This is a genomic window from Rummeliibacillus sp. SL167 (genome assembly GCF_007896505.1).
GTDB lineage: Bacteria > Bacillota > Bacilli > Bacillales_A > Planococcaceae > Rummeliibacillus > Rummeliibacillus suwonensis.
Window position 1 is genome coordinate 292,130 of the sequence record NZ_VCBM01000001.1, and the last position, 20,010, is coordinate 312,139.

Annotated in this window: 16 protein-coding genes and 1 pseudogene; 10 read left to right on the plus strand and 7 right to left on the minus strand. The window is 31.0% G+C overall.

The window, feature by feature from the left end; genetic code table 11:
* Positions 1–124 precede the first annotated feature (124 nt).
* The 3 genes from FEZ13_RS01205 to FEZ13_RS01215 all read left to right on the plus strand — a co-directional run bounded on the left by FEZ13_RS01205 (position 125) and on the right by FEZ13_RS01215 (position 3,744).
* Positions 125–1,918 carry a hypothetical protein gene (locus FEZ13_RS01205; RefSeq protein ID WP_146551133.1) on the plus strand — a complete coding sequence of 598 codons (1,794 nt, stop codon included), beginning with the start codon at positions 125–127 and terminating at the stop codon, positions 1,916–1,918.
* Positions 1,919–2,462: 544 nt separating this feature from the next.
* The gene (locus tag FEZ13_RS01210) at positions 2,463–2,738 is read left to right on the plus strand and encodes a hypothetical protein (RefSeq protein ID WP_146551134.1); all 276 of its coding nucleotides are present in this window, start codon (positions 2,463–2,465) and stop codon (positions 2,736–2,738) included.
* Positions 2,728–3,744 (plus strand): reverse transcriptase family protein, encoded by a 1,017-nt coding sequence (locus tag FEZ13_RS01215; protein ID WP_146551135.1) that lies wholly within the window; start codon positions 2,728–2,730, stop codon positions 3,742–3,744. The genes FEZ13_RS01210 and FEZ13_RS01215 overlap by 11 nt, the downstream gene beginning before the upstream one ends.
* A gap of 1,196 nt (positions 3,745–4,940) precedes the next feature.
* Here FEZ13_RS01215 and FEZ13_RS01220 read toward each other — a convergent pair.
* From FEZ13_RS01220 to FEZ13_RS01230, 3 genes and pseudogenes are all read right to left on the minus strand, one after another.
* A pseudogene (locus tag FEZ13_RS01220) lies at positions 4,941–5,332 on the minus strand (DUF1259 domain-containing protein).
* Between the two features lie 150 nt (positions 5,333–5,482).
* Positions 5,483–5,908 (minus strand): ferritin family protein, encoded by a 426-nt coding sequence (locus FEZ13_RS01225; RefSeq protein WP_186725713.1) that lies wholly within the window; start codon positions 5,906–5,908, stop codon positions 5,483–5,485.
* A 964-nt stretch (positions 5,909–6,872) separates the two neighbouring features.
* The gene (locus FEZ13_RS01230; protein ID WP_146551136.1) at positions 6,873–7,184 is read right to left on the minus strand and encodes a hypothetical protein; all 312 of its coding nucleotides are present in this window, start codon (positions 7,182–7,184) and stop codon (positions 6,873–6,875) included.
* 298 nt (positions 7,185–7,482) lie between these two features.
* Here FEZ13_RS01230 and FEZ13_RS01235 point away from each other — a divergent pair, with 298 nt between their 5' ends.
* The 3 genes from FEZ13_RS01235 (at position 7,483) to FEZ13_RS01240 (ending at position 9,387) form a co-directional block, all read left to right on the plus strand.
* Positions 7,483–8,406: a DMT family transporter gene (locus FEZ13_RS01235; protein ID WP_146551137.1), complete on the plus strand. Its 924-nt coding sequence runs from the start codon at positions 7,483–7,485 to the stop codon at positions 8,404–8,406.
* 102 nt (positions 8,407–8,508) lie between these two features.
* Positions 8,509–8,676 (plus strand): hypothetical protein, encoded by a 168-nt coding sequence (locus tag FEZ13_RS19240; protein WP_186725714.1) that lies wholly within the window; start codon positions 8,509–8,511, stop codon positions 8,674–8,676.
* Between the two features lie 408 nt (positions 8,677–9,084).
* A complete protein-coding gene (locus tag FEZ13_RS01240; RefSeq protein ID WP_146548092.1) occupies positions 9,085–9,387 on the plus strand; it encodes a hypothetical protein in 303 nt (100 codons plus the stop codon).
* Between the two features lie 285 nt (positions 9,388–9,672).
* On the opposite strand, the gene FEZ13_RS01245 is transcribed toward FEZ13_RS01240, so the two are convergent.
* From FEZ13_RS01245 to FEZ13_RS01260, 4 genes are all read right to left on the minus strand, one after another.
* On the minus strand, positions 9,673–10,698 hold the full coding sequence (locus tag FEZ13_RS01245; RefSeq protein ID WP_186725715.1) for a sensor histidine kinase: 1,026 nt from the start codon (positions 10,696–10,698) through the stop codon (positions 9,673–9,675).
* 418 nt (positions 10,699–11,116) lie between these two features.
* The gene (locus FEZ13_RS01250; RefSeq protein ID WP_146551139.1) at positions 11,117–12,307 is read right to left on the minus strand and encodes a beta-ketoacyl synthase N-terminal-like domain-containing protein; all 1,191 of its coding nucleotides are present in this window, start codon (positions 12,305–12,307) and stop codon (positions 11,117–11,119) included.
* 772 nt (positions 12,308–13,079) lie between these two features.
* The gene (locus FEZ13_RS01255; RefSeq protein ID WP_146551140.1) at positions 13,080–14,066 is read right to left on the minus strand and encodes a GGDEF domain-containing protein; all 987 of its coding nucleotides are present in this window, start codon (positions 14,064–14,066) and stop codon (positions 13,080–13,082) included.
* 39 nt (positions 14,067–14,105) lie between these two features.
* On the minus strand, positions 14,106–14,966 hold the full coding sequence (locus tag FEZ13_RS01260) for an EAL domain-containing protein (RefSeq protein ID WP_146551141.1): 861 nt from the start codon (positions 14,964–14,966) through the stop codon (positions 14,106–14,108).
* 942 nt (positions 14,967–15,908) lie between these two features.
* On the opposite strand from FEZ13_RS01260, the gene FEZ13_RS01265 reads away from it, so the two are divergent.
* The 4 genes from FEZ13_RS01265 (at position 15,909) to FEZ13_RS01280 (ending at position 20,008) form a co-directional block, all read left to right on the plus strand.
* Positions 15,909–16,508: a hypothetical protein gene (locus FEZ13_RS01265; RefSeq protein WP_146551142.1), complete on the plus strand. Its 600-nt coding sequence runs from the start codon at positions 15,909–15,911 to the stop codon at positions 16,506–16,508.
* 80 nt (positions 16,509–16,588) lie between these two features.
* The gene (locus FEZ13_RS01270) at positions 16,589–17,257 is read left to right on the plus strand and encodes a hypothetical protein (protein ID WP_146551143.1); all 669 of its coding nucleotides are present in this window, start codon (positions 16,589–16,591) and stop codon (positions 17,255–17,257) included.
* A gap of 80 nt (positions 17,258–17,337) precedes the next feature.
* Positions 17,338–18,021: a hypothetical protein gene (locus tag FEZ13_RS01275; protein ID WP_146551144.1), complete on the plus strand. Its 684-nt coding sequence runs from the start codon at positions 17,338–17,340 to the stop codon at positions 18,019–18,021.
* Between the two features lie 19 nt (positions 18,022–18,040).
* Complete coding sequence (locus FEZ13_RS01280) at positions 18,041–20,008, plus strand: DUF6792 domain-containing protein (protein ID WP_146551145.1); 1,968 nt, start codon at positions 18,041–18,043, stop codon at positions 20,006–20,008.
* The last annotated feature ends 2 nt before the right edge of the window (positions 20,009–20,010 follow it).

The following is a 20,010-nucleotide window of genomic DNA, read 5'->3' on the forward strand; positions in this document are numbered from 1 at the left end:
TTTCCTAATCAATCTGATAAATCAGATTTAGAAAAACAAATAAGTCAATACCACACTAGGAAATTTTTGGTATAATAAACCTATATACTGTTTGATAATTAAGAATATGGAAGGGTCTTGGAGTATGAGTATTAGTGTTTATGATAAATTAGAAAAGAAAATAAATAGCTTAAAAGATATACTTAGTGAAATAGATACAGAAAATCTAATTGGGTTAGTTGCTACTGAATTTGGTGTCACAGTAGATATAAGTGAGAGTATATTTAAAAAGACGCAATTAAATTCACCTTTCAAACAATACTTGTATTTAATTGGCTTATTACTATCAACACAAGATAAAAAAATATCGACAAAAAAAGAACCTTCAATGGAAAAAATAAAAAATAACCTAAATGATATTACAGATTTATATACAGAAATATTTTTTCCCATTGAAGGACAAGAAGTAGACGAACGCTGGTTAGAGTCAAGAAAAATAAGTATGCCCGTATTTTTGAATTATTTTAATACCAATTCCTTAACGTATGAAGAACAAGATATAGATAGGATAAGGAATTGGTTTACTCCATTTAATAAATATATTCAAGAACAAACAGGTATAACTGTTGATGAACTTATAAGAATTTTTACTTTTATTAGGGATAATCTTCAAAAAAGGTTTGATGAAATACAAGTATTACACTTTAAGATGTTTGAAGAACGGGAACAATTTCTTCATTATATGAAAAAGAAGAAAGTTTCTTTCGAACAAGCAAGGAAAGAACTTCACCTTCCCTACACAATTAAATGGGGTGAGGAATTACAATTAGTTCACCATATTAAGGTAGAAGACTTAAAGGATGAGTTTGGAGAAGAAGTGACAAAGAGTTTTGTCAAATTATTTTCAATGATACGAGAGGAAAGAAATTTTTTCTATTATACTGAACCAAATCCTTTTGAATCATCTCCTATTTGGAGAAAATCTGATGAATTATTATTTGTACCTATATATAAACAGATTATACATGCAATACAACTTCAACTTACTTCTTTACTAGAGGATAGTGAACATAAAGCAAGATTTTATAAGAATAGAGACAATAAATCAGAGGATAAGACACTAGAAATTTTCAAGAAACTATTTAAAGATTCAGCTACCTACTACACTTCTGTATTTGAAAATGACAAATCACAAAATGAACATGACATACTTATTAAATATAAAGAAACGCTTTTTATAGTAGAAGTTAAAGCTTCAAAAGTGAAAGCACCATTTAGGGACCCAGATAAAGCTTACAACAGAATAAAGAGAGATTTTAAAAGCGATGGTGGTATTCAAAAAGGATATGACCAAGGGTTAAATTTAAAAAATCTAATTTTGCAAAACCAAGAGACTGTTTTATATGATTCAAAAGGGAATGAATTAGTAAAAATAGAAAAAGAAAATATAAATAAGATATTTATTATTGTTGTAACTGCCGAAGATTTGGGAATCCTCTCTACAAACTTATCCTACTTACTTGAAAAGCCAGAGGAAGAACCTTACGCGTGGGCTTGTAACTTATATGATTTGGAAACTGCCTTAGATGGAATCATCTATAAACAAGGTACCATTAGTACTTTTATTCAATACTTGCAGGAAAGAGAAGAATATCATGAAAATCTAGTAGCTTCAGATGAATTAGAAATACTGGGTTACTTCTTAGAAAATGGAAGTTTAAATTCTTTATATGTTGATGAAAAAACAATGGTAGGATTTCACCCAGATTTTTCAACAATTTTTGATGAAATTTATTTTGAAAAAAGAGGTATTACTAGAATACACCCCTCTCCAGAATTAAAACAGAATAAAAATAACAGTAAAGCTAATAAGAAAGATTCAAAAAAGAAGAAACGAAAGCAATCTAGAGAAAGTAAAAAGAAAAATAGAAAAAAATAGTAACTAATTATTTAAAATTCATTTCAACGCTGTATCTATGAAAATACTAGCTTTAACAAAGGCATTGTATCAGTTTTTGTATGAATCTATTTATTATCTGATTATATTGTACTTATATACTATACTTTACAATAGGCTGTAAGGAAATGATACCTATATTCGTTGAATTGTGAAGATACTTAATATGGTACAAAAATGGCGGAAACTTATTATTTAAATTATAGTTGGTATGAAATATAATATTTTATGAATAGTTGCCAATAATTCCTTGCCAATAAATTTGTTGGATTTAATCCAACGGGAAATAAAAACCCTCATACGACAACGTTTCGGCATTATCGCCATTCGTATGCACGCGCAATAGCACCTGTATGATGTGCAACAGTACATCGTATCGATGACCAAACGCAAGGGGAAGATGGCTATAACAGCCAGCTATGAAGAGTAGAAATCTTGTTTAGACAGATTTTAACTTTTAAAAATCCTAGTAAGTATATGCAAGGGGGAGGCGCAAGCCTCAATACTTATAGGAGGTAATGCTAATTTGCAAAAAATTAAACATAAAGCTATTCAGTTGAAATCTTGGGTTTCGGGAAATGTAAGAGGAGACGATGGAGAAATCAGCTATGTTAAGACGTTCTTTTTTTTAGCGATTTTGTACAATGGTATTGGTCCATTCGTTAAATTCTTACTTAAAATGATTGTTATGATTCTTAAAGGTCTTACTATCATTATTCCTTACGTTATCCACTTCGTCGAAGGTCTAATTTCTACTCTTTCTTATTCTTTAAATAAGAAGGAGTTTTTTTATGAACTTTAATAATAGTAAACTATATGGTTTATCTAACAAGAAAATATTAGCAGACTTATTAAAAGTAGATAAAAAAAGATTAAAAAATGTAATAGAAGAGTTTGTGCCATATAAATTACCTACGGAACTTTCCACTATAAATGGTAAGAAAAGAGATTTATATAATCCAAAAAATGAACATAAAAAAGCATTAAAAAAATTGGTAGGATTATTAATGCAAGTAGGAATACCTTCATACGTATATGGGGGTATTAAAGAGAGAAGCCATATACAAAATGCGTCTATTCATAGAACAAAAAAATATCTTATGCTTATAGATATTCAAAACTTTTTCCCATCTACCTCAGATTCTTACATATATAATTTATTTAAAGATAGATTTGGGATGGCAAATGATTTAGCGAAAATATTAACGGATTTTGTAACAGTTCAGTGCGAAAATAGAGAAGGAAGATACTTACCACAGGGGTATCCAACAAGTCCAGTATTAAGTTACTTATCTTATGCAGCAATGTATCAAGAATTATTACATTTGGCAGTGGAGAATGGAATGCAATTTAGTTGTTATTATGATGATTTAACTTTCTCTTCTGATAAATTTATTTCTAAATCTTTAAAGAGAAAATGTTCTCAAATAATAGAAAGATATCATTTTAAAATCCATCCTACTAAATCAAAGTTAATGGTAAAAAAAGGAGTAGAAGTAACAGGAGTATTTCTAGGTGATTCAGGAGAAGTAAAGGCTCCTAAAAAACTATTGAAAAAAGTGCAAAATTCTTATGAGAAAGTGAAAGAAATGGATAAAAATCCAAATGCTTTTACAAAAATTGATTTTGTAGATGAATTGAATAGCTTTCAAGGGTTAATTGCGGCAGTAAAGAGTATAGAAAATGATAGAAAAGTTGATTTATATTTAAATGAATTAAAACATATCAGAAAAAAATATGATGTTCCTTATAGAAAAGGTTCAGCAAAAGAGCACTTTAGGTCGGAGAATGCAAAATTTATACTATGAATTTTGATGAAATAAGATACAAGGCAACCTTATAACACATTAATATAATAGTAAATTATTATGAATATCTATATAATATATGTAGGAAAATGATTACGTACTTATTTCTGTAAATGTTCTAATCCCTAGTGTCCTTCACTTTGATACAACTTTTAACATCAAATCAACTGACTCAACGTTTTAGAGCATTGTGGCCTTCTCAAAAAAAGGTAACTTGTTACCTTATTGTTTTTGGGGTCGGGGGTTCGAATCCCTCCTGGGACATAGTTTGCGTGGATTTGCTTGGATTTGAGTAAATCTAAAATAGCCTTGAAACCTTGATATATAAGGGGTTTGGGGCTTTTTTCTTTTTTGTGAGAATTGATGTATTTGGAACTATGTGTTGTGCTACACAAGACAAAACACAAGACAAGATTAACTGATTCGCATATCTGCAAATACTTTTGCGGAAATAGTTTCATCGCGTTCTTCTTTTTCTTTTAAAACATGAGCATAATCGAATCAGAATCCTACATTGGGATATGTTAATGATTTTCAGAAAACAAGGGAATTTGGAAGACGTATGTAGGGAGTAATGAGTTAAGACGGGATACGACATTTATATGAATGAAAGATAACCATAAGAAAAATAATTGATTGAAAGCAGGCTGTAACATCCAAGTCGCAACGGCAGGTCAATAGGTGCTTGCCTACACTTGTCCCTCCTGTATTGTCAGTGTTCGGAGTGTTTTGTGAAGTTGCTCAAAAGCATGACGCTACTGCTTCATTTCTTTTTCACCTTCACAATGACGATACTGATTGTAAATTACCATGGTGCTCTTGCCTATACTGACATCAAAAGCCACAACATGTTTCATTCGCATTTTTTAGCCAATCATAAAAGTTTTCATATCACCTTATTGATTCCATTTTCTTATACGATCTCTTGAACCCAACATATTAAACTGATTCATATAAGGGTGTGAAGTTAGTCTGTTTATTGATAAGGACTCTAAAATGATTTCAGAGACTGGTCGATTTTCCTTCACTTCTACTAAAAAAATAGTAGTACAAACTATGGTCCGGGTTTGTACTACTAATGTTAATATGTTTATTTTGCGTAGTTTTAATATATTAGGTGGAACCAAATTAATTTTTAAATATAACAGAAAAAGCCATACCTTGTTAAGAATTATTTATTCAAAGAGTCAATGAAACTAATGTTTTAGAACACTAAATGCTTCTGCAACTTTTTGTGCAAACGTTAACGGAGGTTCTACAGATTGAAAATGAATATATAAAATATTGGGGTTGGTAAAAATCCAGTGATTATGAATGGCACTTATAATTGATGATTACGGACTAATACATTAACAAAAGGTTGGAGTTCTTCTTCTAAAAGGACAACTTCTCCAAGATTCAGTGCATCTCCTTTGTAATCCAATGATTCAAACGATATTCCTGCATGAAGTACACTGTGACTTGGACGTCCTTGAATAGTGACATGGAGATTCCGATTGATTTCAACTGAACAAACTTCATGTTTCACATTAGCTTTCCCATTAACAATTTGAGCATATTGATGACATAGATAATTGAAGTTCGACATATTAAAACACCTCATTTTTTAAAATTTATGAATTAAGGTAAATGTCTAGAACTAATAATCACTATGTCAATGCGGTAATAGTTTGGAGAAGTAGCATAGAAAAATAATAATATTAATTATTAAGTAGCCAGTATGTTATGTTATTTCTAATTATTGATGATTCATGAAATATAAGAACCAAACAGCGTGGTTTTGTTCATCAGCAGAGGCATGTGTAAATGCATTTCTGATATTTTCATTGTTGTATCTTCTTGCGATTTCATGGTAAAAATCTACCGTTTCCTGTTCATCTACAAATGCAGCTTGAACTCCACTTTTATAATCATTTGGACATGGTTGTGTTATTTGTGGAGAAGGCTGATTTCCAGTTAAGGAAGAATAAATTTGGGCAAAAGTTTGATAATGCCGGATTTCATCATTCCTGATTTCAAGGATTCTATTTTTCACCCAAGAATTAGGAACTTGATTAGCTAATAATTCATAGCAATAAATAGCATGGTATTCTCCATTAATTGCTTTTGAAAGATCATTAAGGATTTCCATGTTTGCAGAACTCTGCATGGAGCTATGATTCATTTTATTATCACCTCCAATCTTTAATGTATGACTTTCTTCATAATATGAAACTTATCCAAGCGGACAGATTTATAAACATGATTGATTTCCTTCGCAAAGAATACAGTTGGAATGTTAAAAGATAATAATCAATTTAAGAAAGTGAAAAGTTGAAGAAAATAAAAATTATTCTAATCGAATTGTCTTGCATGGTAACGAAAATTGTCTTGCCAGTAAAGAAAACATTATGAACAAACTAGGAAAGTTTCATGTGAAATAAAGAAGGAATCATTAGAAAGTAAATTGAAGTTACAACTATCTGTAAGTTTTTAATCGACGGGTATTTAGGTGGGAAGGTACAAAGAGAAATGGGGGAGGACTGATTATTTTGAAAAATGCAAGGATATTAAAAATATGGATGTGTGTAGGATTATTAAGTTTAAGTCTAATAAGTCTGTTTTCCAGCAGATTGATTAATTGTTTGAAATACAACAGAATGATTTTGTTATCTAGGAAATACGCTTCAACCTTCTCAGTGGTTTTCCCCGATTGGTATACAAAGATAGTTTAAGTTATTGATATATAAGTTTTTTGCACTCTCTCCCGGGTATCAATTGCATGGATTTGAGTGGCTCTAAAATAGCTTTAAAACCTTGATATATGAGGTTTTGGGGCTTTTTTCTTTATAAGAATTAATTTTTGAAACTTTGTGTTGTACTGTGCAACACAAAGCATCGGTTATGAGTGAAAATAAAAATCCTCACAAGCTACTGGAACAACGAGTGAGGAAAAGATAATGGAACATGATTATGAGTATCTTCAAAATATTTTATCTAATCACGATATTGACAGACTGAATATTGCTATTAAAGTAGGTAGCCCAATCATCGTGGAAGGTCCTCAAAATCTGACGACAAAATCAGCGTTTGTTAAATATCTAAGATCACATAGTGTAAATGCTGTAGGATCCCATGGAACTGAGACATTACATTAAATAGATTGTTTCTTTGACTTGATCAATTGAGCGTTTCGAGACATTGAAGCACCAATTTTCCAGTAGTTCATCTTTCACTTCGTAACCAGCTGCAAGCATAGCACCTTTAAATTGCCCGTTAGTGATATAAAAACCATTTAACGAATCGCTAAAAATATGCTTTAAATCGTAAGAATTGGTAGCAAGATCAAATCGGTTATCACGTTCTAAATTTTTTAAAATCCAGTCTTGAAGAATCTCTTGTTGCTCTTCAGTAAGATTTTTGAAATCATCTGGATTATTTAGATCAGCATTGTTTACCACATTCATCACCTACCTTTCACAGTTAATTATACAAAAATATGGAATTAAAAAGTCATTAAATTGTGACTAATTTATAAACAACTTCACTAATTTCAAAATAGAGGGATATAATTAAAGGGGATTTATACAAAATATGTATTAATTGTGATTATTCCTTATTGAGATGATAAAATTATGATGAAAGATACTGATTATTAGGAAGTGAATGATCAAATGGGAGAAGTATTTATGGCTTCAAATTCGAATCTATCATTGATGCTTGATTGGATTAAAAATAATGAAATAAGGAATTTTGCAAATGAAAAGTAAATATGGTATGGGCATAGTGCTGGCGTTAGGGGCAGCTTTATTAAATGGAACAGTTGGAATACTTAGTAAAGGTCTATTTGACAGTGATTTAACATCTTCGGCAGTTTCTTTCTATAAATGTGTATTTGCATTTATTGGTTTATCTATTATTGCATTATTTAATTTAAAAATGAGAAAAGAAATAAAAAGATTAACTAAAAAGATCTTACATATTGCGATATGCTCTTTTTTGGGGATTTTTGTATTATATTTCTTTGAAACAACAGGATATAAATATGATAAGGTACCATACATTGTATTCATTTTATTGGGAACATCGGTACTTACAACATTTGTATTCAGCACAATCATATTAAAGGAAAAGAAAAGTGTTATGAATTATATAGGTCTTGTATTGTTAGTTGTAGGCTTATTTATAATGGAATTTGCTTCAGGAGTATCAAATGCCGTATCAATCGGTACGTTATTTGCTGCGATTGCAGGATGTGGATATGGTCTGTTTTTGGTATTGACAAAAAAGTTTAATTTAGAAGGCGGATTAGCGCTAATTTGGTACTTTATGCTCTTTGGAATTATTTATTTGTTTATACCATTTTATAAAGAGGAGATCGTTATTCCAAATGATTCCTCTATGCCTTCGTTAATAGCTTTGGCTATACTTCCTACGATTGGCGGATTTTATTGCACAACTAAAGCATTAACCTTCTTAGAGGCAAACAAAGTGCAGCTTTTAGAACTTACGGAACCTTTATTTGCAACGTTATTTTCATATATTTTTTTAAGAGAGGTAATAAGCAATATTGAATTTTTGGGTGCTTTTTTGATTTTATTTGCCATATATATTTCAGAGTATAAGTTGAAAAAGGAAAATAATTTTAGTAAAAATAAAAGGAGGGGCGTAATTGAAAAATAGAAAATTTTATACCTATGAGTCTATGCTTTTTACTTTTAGTATTTTTGTGTTGGATGTTCTAACATAGAAGACTCACTATTCCAAAAGGAAGCGGAACAAATAGTGATTGACTATAATAATAATGGAAATGGTTCGCCCAAAATCATTTCAACAAAAATAAAAGGGAATGCCTATTATATAAAATGGGAGAACAAAGGTAATTTAGAAGAAGGTACTGATAAGGTGGATAAAAATGGAAAAGTAACAATGATCGATAGAAAAATTGAATAACTTCCATGGAAAAATAGAAATGAGTCCAGAAAGTATTTGTTTGGCATTTAATTAAAAGGTCATTTTTTGTCAATTCTAAACGTGTTGTTGGCGCTTTCCACGGGTTTGGCTTCAGTCTCCTCGGTGCCCGGATATGATGTTGATTCCGAAGACATTGCCACAGGGCGTGGCCTCTTAGACTTAGACTACTTGGTCAACATTCTATTGCCCCCAATATTCGCCCTCAGGAAAGCGAGCAAGTCTTCGCTGTAATCAACGAATCCCCCTATTTTTATGGGCTAAATTGGATAATCAACACGCTTGATAATGGAATCAACTTCCGAAAGTTAAAAAATCATGATTGACTTCGATACAGAAATAAGTAATACTTATGCTTAAATTAAAGGAAAATTTAGGAGATGCAGTAAAGTGATTATAAGAGTGTTTTTAGAATTTTTTCGAGTGCTCATTTTGTTATTTTTATTAATGGCTATCATATCTTATCCTATAAGAAAACTATATGATTTAATCGGTATTGGAACGGACAATTATTTTTATATAACAGAATTCGCTATTTTTCTTCTTGTTTATGTTATTTACAATAATAAACTACAATTTACAGGATTTTATACAGAGGGGGCTAAAAAGCTACCTTCTAAAGTAACATGGTCAATCGTATCCATTTCAATTTTGCTACTATCAATACCTATTATTATGAACGGCTTTAAATAAATGAATATATTTTTAAGTTAAGAGGGAGATGAACAATAAGCTGGATTGTTCGTCTTTTTCTTTTGAGAAAAGAGGGAGGTGCATAAAATAAAACAATCATTAACAAATTTTTAGCAGTGAACGAAGTGAAGGCAAATTAGTAAATAGATGATAGGAGCGGATGATTAGGTTTTAAAAATGGAAGAAGGTGAATAACACGATTTACAGCGCAACTTATTTATTGATCCACAGTGGGGGAGGAAGAAAATCCTCCATTGTGCAAAATTCACTTGATGCTTCTGTTTTTTACCATACATTATGTTGAGGTATCGTTATTTGGAATTCTGTTCCTTCTGGAGTACTGTTTAAAACCTTTAAATCACCACTGTGCTCATACATGATTTTTCGACTGAAGGCTAAACCGATGCCCATTCCTTTCTCTTTATCGCTTACGAAAGGATTAAAAATCTTATCCCATTCTTCCTGTGGAATACCCTTTCCTGTATCTTTTATGTGGATGTAGACAAGCCCATTAGAATACATAGTATCTATGCTGATCAGGCGTTGTTGTCGTTCTTCTGGAATGGACTCTGCGCAATTCTTTATAATATTTACAAGTACTTGAGTGAAAGAAATTGGGTTTGCTAATATCTTGAGCTTTTCATATTTTTTCTCAAATATCACGTTTACACGATTTTCTTTTGTGTTCTCATTCGTTAAATAGATTGCATGATCAATGATTTCATTCAAATCCACTTTTTCAAGTTCTGGCTTTTTGTTTTTCATGTAATCTGTAAAATTTTCCACAATATTTTCTAGTTGATTCGTAGCAGAATTTATATACTTTAAGTATTCCACACCATTCTCTGACAATTTTTCATTTTTCTCAAGAACAATGGAGAAGTTTTTAATAATATGGAGTGGATTTCGGATTTCATGAATAAGAGAAGAAGATAGACTACCTATATAATCCATTTTCTTTTCCCGTTCCATCAATACACGAAATTGCTCATTTTGCTCAAGATGCAATCTAAAAAATGAAAGCATTAATCCTATGGAGAAGATAATCACAAAAATACTCGTCACTAAGCTTCCTAAATTCGGGATCAGGTTAACCGTTCCGCATAATATTAATACAGTCGAATAGCTGAAAAAAGCTGCCATAAAACGTTTAATCGTTCTGCTTTGGACTTTACTTATAAACATGAAGCTACTGATACTCACTATGATGGATAATAGAACTTCTGTAATAAAGAAATAAGCCTGTGTAGGGCTGCTAATAGGATATAAATAAAATAAGTCCTTTTTATAGATGAGCTCTACATAATGCATATCGGAAATTCCATAGGGCGTCCAGTTTAAAATATATAAAAACGTGCTTACGATAAAAGTTATCCAAAACATTTTTTTGCTTACAATCATTGATAAAAGTTTATTATGATTATCCCTCAGTATTACATCATTATACATTTTATAACTTATGTAAATCATAACAGGGAAAAAGTATAAAACGGCAAATCTAAATAATTTGAAAACCCACATAATCACATTTTTAGGTAGCAATTCATAAAAATAAAGTATCCCTATATCCATTTGCCAAGAAAACATGAGGACCATGTAAATGGACAACGGTATGGAGAGTTGTGTACCCCGTAATACTTGAAAAATGAATTTTGCTAAGATTAGTGGTATGAAACCAATTGCGATTATTAAAATTCCTATTATATACATTTATTTACTCACACCTGTTTTATACTTTTTTTAAATAGGCAACCGCATTATTTCCACCAAGTCCATGATTGGTCACTAGTACTTCGTTAATCTCTTTATATTGAATAGCTGTATTGATAAACATTTCTTCATATCCCAGCTTTTGCGTTTTTATAGTAGGAGGGATAAACCCATATTTAATGCTTAACAACCCAGAAATAACTTGTATAGCACCTGCTGCTCCGAAAGGGTTACCAACCATTGCTTTTATAGATGTATAAGGCACTTCATGATTGAAAACTTCTTTTGAACACCTTTTTTCTATTTGATCGTTTATTTGAATCCCTAATGCTTGACTATTGACGTAGTCAGGTTTTCTATTATATGCAATTTGTTGCACTAAATTTTTTAATTGTTCGCCCTTAGTATCGGTGGAAAAAGCACCGATCCCATCATTGTTAGAGATGACTTGTTCTATTTCACCTAAGATTTCTATATTTCTTTTTAGGGCATCTTCTTCTCTTTCTAAGATTAGAAAGGCTGCTGCCTCCGCAATAGCAAAACCTCTACTACTTTTACTAAATGGAATGGCCCCTTCTTCTAATGTTTGATTGATCGTTATGGATCTATTTTTTATAAAGGCTTGATTTGTTGTCTTTGACATGGCGCTGTCTACTCCACCTACCACAGCCACATCTATGAGTCCGTTCTTTAAGTATAGCATGGCAATTTCTATTGCTTCTAAACTAGAGGTACAACCTGTACTAATTGTTTTTTCAATACCTTTGATTCCTAAATCATGACCAATTGCCGATGTAAGGCTATGATGATTTGCAAAATGGATAAAATGAGTGACCATTTTATTAGGGTCTTCTTCCATAAGAGCAATAGATTTAAGAAAACCTTCCTCGGAGATACCGCCTATAGCCGTTCCTACAAATAACCCCACTCGCAGAGAAGTAAGGTCGATATTTGCAGATGCGATCGCTTCTTTTGCTGCCTTTATGCCTAGTAACATAGCCTTGCTATAACGTTTATATGCAGGATTATTTTGATATTCTTCTAATCCATTTTCGACTATTCCTAAAATGGTTGATTTTTTTTCATGCGGCATAAGTGTGCTGTTTTCTTTTAAAGTATTTTCTCCTGTTTGAAGAACATTCAAGAAATCTTTGATATTCTCTACTTTTGGACTAATTACGCCTACTCCCGTAGCAACAATGTGATTCATATGATCGCCCTTCTTTTAGCTATTTTCTCATACCTATACTAATCTTAGCCTTTTTATTTATTTGTCACAATATGAATTTGCTATACAAAAATACTATATACGAATAGAAAATAAAGGAATAGAAAATAATGGCTTTATATATGTATTTAATTTACTTTTCATCCAAATCACCCTTTTTTTTACAATCTTTGAGCGTATAAAATAGTTTGTATAAAGGCAAAGTCTAAAAAAGGAAGAACTTTTTTGATCAAATAAAGCCATCACAACTCATCAAAGAAAAAAAGGTCTTTCTTCCTATATATCAGTTTACAACAGAAATGATAGATGCTCTAGTAAAAAAATAAAATATTACAAAAGTTTTTCATAATTGATCGTGATACAATCTCTATTGATGCGACTTTTTTGTAGTAATATGTCGTAATATCATGTTTAAAGAAGCTGTTTTTATCCAAGCTAGAATTTACTTTAATTTGGGCAAATGTAAGCAAATTTAAAAACATCTTAAAACTTTTATTTAAAAGAGTTCTAAGATGTTTTTCTTTTTTTACCATACTCCATGTTTTACAGAATGCATGAAGTCTTTCTTTATCCCGCATTAATGGGCAGTATACTACCACCTCAAAATTCAGCGAAAGTAAGGAAGTTAGATGGGAGATTAACTGCCCGTAAAAGCTCGATTGGTTTAGCTAACCATCAGTGGGGGATGAAGAAAACCCCTAATGATGGAGTTTCACTTTACGGATGATGGATGATATATAATAGTGAGTTTTCCTTAGTTTGATTTCATTGTCATGCAATCACTTTCGTCGATTAAATAGCAACTTTTCTTTATCTGTTTGCATTTTCTTTTGACCGATGCAACTGCATCTGAAATGTTTTCGACTTTTTCGTAATTCTTTTTTTTATTTGTTAATACAGCGATGGATAGGGAGATGATAGTAAATGGCTCCATATCCTCAGACCGACCTTTTATTTGAAAATGAGGATCTAGAAGATGCTTAGGATTATAAAAGTTTAAAATGGTCGTATCGAAATCATTAATAATTTGCGAACAAATGTCGTCTACTTCATAATGCGGAAGGATGGCCATAAAATCATCCCCACCAATGTGACCTAGAAAATAGCCAAGTTGCTGAACGTTTTTTTTCAGTATTTCGGTTAGATGGAGCAGTACCTTATCTCCCTTATTGAAGCCATATAAATCATTATAGGCTTTGAAGTGATCGAGATCAAAATACATAATGCTATACATTTCCAAGGTCAACACTTCACTTAATTTTTTTTCAATTAGGCGATTGCCAGGAAGACTGCTTAATGGATTTAAAAAACTCGCCATTTCTACTTGTATTTCAACAAAATTCATCAATAATGCTCTGATACTGACAACTCCTATATATTTTCCTTCTTTTGTGACAATTACGTCATCGTATAAATCTTCTTCTTTTCTTGCCATAGCCAGTTTACTAACTTCTGTGATGGGCTGACAATATTCTACAATGAGTGGATTTTGTTTGGACAGCAAGTTGTTTTCTCTTCCCATATAAAGATTATAACCATATAATGTTCCGATTTTTTGATAGAAATGTGTTCTCGTTATATGTGCAATTGGTTTTTCATGATGTACAACGACAATTCCTCTCATATTGGGATTTTCGACAAATAATTTGTCTACTTCTTTATTTTTGACTGTTGGGTCGATTGAGGGAACTGTTTTCACGATTTGACCAATAGTTGTTACTACTACCCCTTTATTTGCCATAACTTCCTCACTCCTGCAACAAAATGCCAAATCGTTTGGTTAACGATTTGGAATACTTCCGTCAGTAATTTCTGTTTTTGGTTTTCCTAATGCATAACCTTGTCCGAAGTGAATACCAATGGATTGAAGGTATGCTATTTCTTCTATTTGCTCGATTCCCTCTGCAATTATTTTTGTATTGGATTGCGTGGCATATTCGTAGATCAATGAAACCAGTTTTTGTGCGGCATCATTTTGATGAATGCTTTGTATAAGAGAACAATCTAATTTCATAAACTCGGGCCTTAAATAGATGAGTGTTTTTAAGCTATTGTAGCCAGAACCTACATCATCAATAGCAATACGGTAACCTTGTGAGCGATAGTTAGAGAGTACTCGCTCAAACTCTCGATAATCCGTAACCGCACTACGTTCCGTTAATTCGAATACAATTTGATTTGGCTGGACGCCCATTTCGTTTAGAAGCTGCATCGTTTCGCCCATATGATAATTTTTATCCAATAATATAGAGGGATGAATGTTTAAAAATAATGTGTAGTGTTTTTTTATAATTGTCTCTTTATTTAATCTAGCCACATATCTTTGAAGAGAAAGATTCCTGCAAAATTTTTCAAACTCAAAAATCATATCTGTCGTTCCAACAAAATCATAAAAAGCATCAGTAGTTGAAAATAAATGAGATTTTGTTGGACGGTTTAATGCTTCAAACCCAAATGTTTCACTTGTTTTTAAGTCAACGATCGGCTGGAAAAACGTATCGAGTTTTTCATTTTTCAATATTCTTTTTAATTCATGGTATCTTTTGTAATCGAGTAGATTTTCATGGCGACGGTTGAACAAATAATGAACATATGAAAAAAAGTTAGCGGGTAAATCCTCGGAATTTAGTAAAAAATGCATAAGAACTCCTTATAAATAAAGGTATTTTTTCTTATTGTAATCTTTTATTATTAAATCTATGTTAATTTTTTCTAAATTTTTAAAATAAAACGAACTCGATAAAATGATAGAGGACTTCTACAAAGGGGATTTAAAAGAAAAATTTCTCATGTTTGATGTTGCTGGAGCGGTTCATTTAGTTTTGAAAATATAAGTAGCTGGATGATGAAATAAGATTTTTCAGACGTGTCGATGATCCGGTTTAATCTAAAAATACGAGGCCTTTTAGAATTGTAGTAAATAGTGATCCGAATTTTTTTCTAATTAACATACCTGAAGATTTTTAACCTAAAATAAGCGGAAATAATACGAAAGTTACAGGGCGATTTAATGAAAAAAGGAGAAAGACTTATGTTTGAGTTAAAAAAATGATTATTTGAAAAATGATTATATAAAAAATCAAATAGTTATAAGAGAAAAGATAGCTTGTTTTGATTTAGTTGAGCCGCGTAAAAAAAAGGAGAAAATAACTATAAATTTTTTAAAAATAAAAAACAGGAAAATATGGGACTGGTAAGTTTTATGTGACTTATTTCCTGTATAAAATGTTATGATATGGAAACATTGCTTTTGGAAGAAACTTGTTAAAAACGTGATCATTATAAGGGTTTTTGGAGAATTTAAAAGAATTCATCGTAAATATAAAAACTGAAATATCTAAATTTTTAGTTTTATTGTAGTAATAAATTACCAATGTAAATATAGGAAAATATGATTTTTACTTTGATAGCTAAATCATGTAATATTTATCCATAAATGATGAATTAATGACCATTTTATTGAACAATGGGAATCAAAATTTAACGATGTGGGTTTGATAATATGATACTGAACCATGTAAAGAAGTTAGTTTTTATTCTTTTTTTTACAATAATCTCCTCTTTTTTTATGGGCGGATGCAATGTGAATATCAGTGTAGATAAAGCCCCAGACAAAAGTGTAGATCCAAATGAGGAAAAACTATTAAATTCAAGGGCAATGAAAGATGCCTATTCAGCAAAATTCTTATCCAACAATCCAAAAGAAAAAGATTATTTAACATTTACCTCTGGGACAAAGGGGTATAAGATGCTGTTTTATAAAGATGCCATTGTCAATGATTTTTACGAAATTCATGGCAAGATTTTTGAACGATTGACTGTAACGTTTGAATATAAACCAGATAATTTATTAGTTTACCAAGATATGACTTATTATGATAGCGAACATTTAGGTGCGAATGTAGATTATTTAGTTGGAGAAATGAAAGAAGAACTAAAGGGAGAAAAGATTAAGCATTTTGAGGATGATGAAAATGTATATTATACCGGAAAAATATTTAAATATGACGAAAAAATACCTTATAGCTTCTTTTACGCAGTTATTCATTCCAAAAAACATGATACAAAAAGTGTCGAGTTTTATGGTTATGGAAGCTGCTCAGATGTAGATAAGACATGTAATGCAAAGGATGAAAGAATCGAAAAACATTTCAATAAAATTATTAGATCTTTTGAATTTTGATGAAAGCTAAAGAGGGTTACAAACGAATTCATAAAATTAAGAGATGGATTTTAAGAAATCTTAAAAACAGGAGTAAATAAATGAAATTATTTAAAAAGGGAGATTTCATAATAGTAAGTTTATTTCTCATTATAACAACCACCTTACTAGGAGGATGCAATGTGGATATAAGTGTAGACAAAGAGGATACTACAAAAGCTAAAAATGCAGACGAACAGAAATTATTAAACTCAAGAGCGATGAAAGATGATTTCACATCCCAATTCTTATCCATCAATCCGAAAGAAAAGGATTATCTAACGTTTACCTCCAAGACAAAGGGATATAAGATATTGTTTTATAAGGATGCTATTGTCGATGATTTTCGCGAGAGAGATAATACAAATTCTGAAAGTATCACGGTCAGTTTCGAAGATAAACCTGACAATCTGAAGATTTATCAAGACATGACCTATTTTGATAGTGAATTTTCTAGGAAAGATGGAGATGAAATGGTTGAAGAGATGAAAGAAATTTTAAATAAAGAAGAAATTAAACATTTTGAAGATGATGAAAAGGAATGTTATATCATGCATGATAAAAAAGGTACTTATAGTTTATTTTTCGCAGTTATTTACTCAAAAAAACATGATACAAAAGCTGTAGAGCTTCATGGTCATGGGAAATGCTTAGATGCAGAAAAGACATGTAATAAGGATGAAAGAATCGAAAAACATTTCAATAAAATCATTAGATCCTTTGAATTTTAATGAAGGCTAAAGAGGTTACAAACGAATTCATAAAATTAAGAGATGGATTTTAAGAAATCTTAAAAAACAGGAGTAAATAAATGAAATTATTTAAAAAGGGAGATTTCATAATAGTAAGTTTATTTCTCATTATAACAACCACCTTACTAGGAGGATGCAATGTGGATATAAGTGTAGACAAAGAGGATACTACAAAAGCTAAAAATGCAAACGAACAGAAATTATTAAACTCGAGAGCGATGAAAGATGATTTCGCATCTCAATTCTTATCGATTAATCCGAAAGAAAAGGATTATTTAACATTTACCTCTGGGACAAAGGGGTATAAGATGCTATTTCATAAAGATTCTATTATTAGTAATACTTTATATGAAATCCATAATAAGAGCTTTGAAAATGTTGTTTCCTATCTTAAATATCCCAAAGAAAATTTGATGATTGAGCAAGAAACTACCTATTATGATTATAGTGTTGGGGAAGATCTAGATTTCTTATTAAGCGAAATCGAACAATTTGTAGACAGAAAAAATATTAAACAATATGAAAATAAAGAGTATGAATATTATATTGCCAATCTATTAAAAAAAGAAGATGGGATAAATTATAATTATTTTTATGCTGTTATTCATTCCAAGAAAATTAACACAAAGAGTATATCGCTGACAGGGTATGGAAGATGCATTAACATGAAAAAATCATGTGATGTTGAAGATGAAAAAATTGAAAAGCATTTTAATAAAATCATTAGATCCTTTGAATTTTAAAGAAGAATAGGTGATGGAAATGGGGAATAAAAAAGAAGTTTTTGATTCGGATATCGTAAAAATTCGGTTAGCTAAAGAAGAGTATACAGGAATTAGTGAAGAACAAGTAAAACAGATTTATTTAGAAGAAACAGGTCAAAAATTAGATGCAAAAGTAAAAGTCTATAAAAGTGACGACTATATTAAAAAAGATTCAGGTTTTGCAGGTTCTATTATTCATGTTTATAATCCTAAAAAAGGGATTAATGAAGCTTATACCATCACAAGAGGAACAGAAGATGCAAAGGATTGGGAATATAATGTATTTGGCTTATATGGAGGAATAGATAAAAAACAATATCAAGATGCAAGAGCATTTTATTATAACACTTTGAAAGATATAAAAAATAAAACAAGGGATTCTGTTCGAATTAAGAATTATGGAATTGGACATTCATTGGGAGGAAATTTAATTCAAACATTAAATATTACTGGAGCAAATTTTGATGAAGTTACTGCTATTAATGATGCCCCTCCAAGTGTATATCAACTTATAAAAATAGATATTACTTTTAGAAATTATATATCAGCTAAGCTTAATGTATCTCCTGAAAATGTAGAGAAAATTATTGTTTCAGATCCTCAAAAATTAAAAAAACTGGCGGAAGAATATTACGCTAAAAAAGGTTCCAATATTCATCATATAACGGCGAAAGACGATATGCTTTTTTGGGCTTCAAAAATTCGAGGCTTTATTGATTTAGGTACTCGAGGGCAAACAATCGAAACAAATCCTAAGTTTTCAGGATTAGATGGAACGTTGGGGAGTGTTACCAATGTAAATGATAAAGATTTGGCGACACTTCAACTGTATATGGACAAATTTCAAGGTGAATATCAAACGGGTGGATTAAAGGGCTTTCTATATGCGGCTACAGGTATAGATTCTTTAAAAAAGGCTTGGAAAAACTACCAAAAACATTTGAAAGATATGATTTCTCCTGTTGACATAAGAGCTTCAGCTACTAAGAAAAAACTAACCATCGATTTTGGTATCGGCAAGCTACCGTTCAATGTATTAGATATTGATCTTTCTGTTCAACTAAAAAATCCGGTTCGTTCGGCAGCAAAATTGTATACGAGTAGTCTTATAATGGCTGATCAGGTGATAAAAACCGTTGTAAAAACAGCCACATTAGTAGGCATTTTGTCTAAAATATTAAAACCACTGTTAGATACACCGAATGACAGGATTTCAACTAGGATAGATGCTATTTCTTCTAAATTTGATAAGATCAATAAGCAAATTGAACTTCTGCAAAAAATAAAAGATCAGCTTGCAAAGAGTGGATTGGCAGGTACTCCTAATTTGTCTCTCATGTCTGATCTAACGTCAGAAATGACAAAAATTGTCCTCGAATTCTCTGAGCTTATAGCAGATATAGATGTCACGATCGATGAAGTGATTGATATCATCAAAGAAGTCCTTTCAGGTGTCTCAGCACATGGATTAGAGGAGTTATTGAATGGTCTTTCTGACTCTAAAAAAAGTTACAAGGAGTCTGATCTCATATATACAAAGCGCATTGGAAAAACAAAAATAAAGGTTAATATTTCCTCTGCATTGCGAATTTATAAAAAAGGTTTAGAAATATATGATGAAAAATCTGCATTGCTGACAAGAATGCAAGCCCGTTATGAAGATGAATATCCGGATTACTATAATCATCATGTAAAAGAACTTTTAAAAGAAATTCATTTAATGGAAACTAATCCAGGCGCATATCGTTCACTCGTACCATACTCGGATATAAGAGTTACGGCTATTTCAGTAGAGGAGAAAATAGACCCCATGAATCATATTATCGCCAACACTTTCACGACAATATTTGAAGAATTGGCGACTGAAATTGAAACGGGAAGAAAATTCATCTCAAAAATCAGGTCATCTATTGAAAAAATGTTTCAAGAAGATGAAAATATCTCGCAAATGTTCAAACATATCTAGGG

Coding starts and splice junctions, on each gene's coding strand:
- FEZ13_RS01235 (WP_146551137.1), top strand. CDS start 7,483: ATGAAAAGTAAATATGGTATGGGCATAGTGCTGGCGTTAGGGGCAGCT.
- FEZ13_RS01250 (WP_146551139.1), bottom strand. CDS start 12,307: ATGAATCACATTGTTGCTACGGGAGTAGGCGTAATTAGTCCAAAAGTA.
- FEZ13_RS01260 (WP_146551141.1), bottom strand. CDS start 14,966: ATGCATTTTTTACTAAATTCCGAGGATTTACCCGCTAACTTTTTTTCA.
- FEZ13_RS01255 (WP_146551140.1), bottom strand. CDS start 14,066: ATGGCAAATAAAGGGGTAGTAGTAACAACTATTGGTCAAATCGTGAAA.
- FEZ13_RS01270 (WP_146551143.1), top strand. CDS start 16,589: ATGAAATTATTTAAAAAGGGAGATTTCATAATAGTAAGTTTATTTCTC.
- FEZ13_RS01215 (WP_146551135.1), top strand. CDS start 2,728: ATGAACTTTAATAATAGTAAACTATATGGTTTATCTAACAAGAAAATA.
- FEZ13_RS01205 (WP_146551133.1), top strand. CDS start 125: ATGAGTATTAGTGTTTATGATAAATTAGAAAAGAAAATAAATAGCTTA.
- FEZ13_RS01280 (WP_146551145.1), top strand. CDS start 18,041: ATGGGGAATAAAAAAGAAGTTTTTGATTCGGATATCGTAAAAATTCGG.
- FEZ13_RS01225 (WP_186725713.1), bottom strand. CDS start 5,908: ATGAATCATAGCTCCATGCAGAGTTCTGCAAACATGGAAATCCTTAAT.
- FEZ13_RS01245 (WP_186725715.1), bottom strand. CDS start 10,698: ATGCATTATGTAGAGCTCATCTATAAAAAGGACTTATTTTATTTATAT.
- FEZ13_RS01275 (WP_146551144.1), top strand. CDS start 17,338: ATGAAATTATTTAAAAAGGGAGATTTCATAATAGTAAGTTTATTTCTC.